We start from the raw sequence: 409 nt of genomic DNA on the forward strand, positions 1-409 counted from the left end.
ACGGCGCTGGATGGCCTGGCGGCCGACGGCGGTGTGACGCTGGCGTACACCAACGTGAACGGCGAGGTGCGCACACTCTCACTGAGCAAGGCGCAGGTTGAAGCGCTGGCGACTCAGAGCCAGACGATTGACACCCAATACGGTGAATTGGTGCTCAACGGGTATGCCCAAGCGGCAGATGGCACTATCACCGTCGACTACGAATACACCCTGACGAAGGCACCGGCCGTCGATGCGACTGATGTCACCGACAACATTGCCATCACGGTAACCGATCGCAACGGCGATACCGACAATAAAACGCTTGGCATCAAAGTGGTTGACGACGCGCCGACCGCAGCTGACGATGCGAATGCGATCGCTGAAGATGTGGCTTCGGTGACCGGTAATGTGATTGGAGGCAGCAACG

At 59.2% G+C, this 409-nt stretch carries 1 protein-coding gene; it reads left to right on the top strand.

All coding sequences use genetic code 11. The features are described from left to right. Nucleotides 1-409, top strand: a 409-nt coding sequence (locus tag E0702_RS19090) for a hypothetical protein (RefSeq protein ID WP_165927558.1), incomplete at both ends; no start/stop codon positions are given.

This window comes from Halomonas marinisediminis, assembly GCF_004347715.1.
GTDB lineage: Bacteria > Pseudomonadota > Gammaproteobacteria > Pseudomonadales > Halomonadaceae > Halomonas > Halomonas icarae.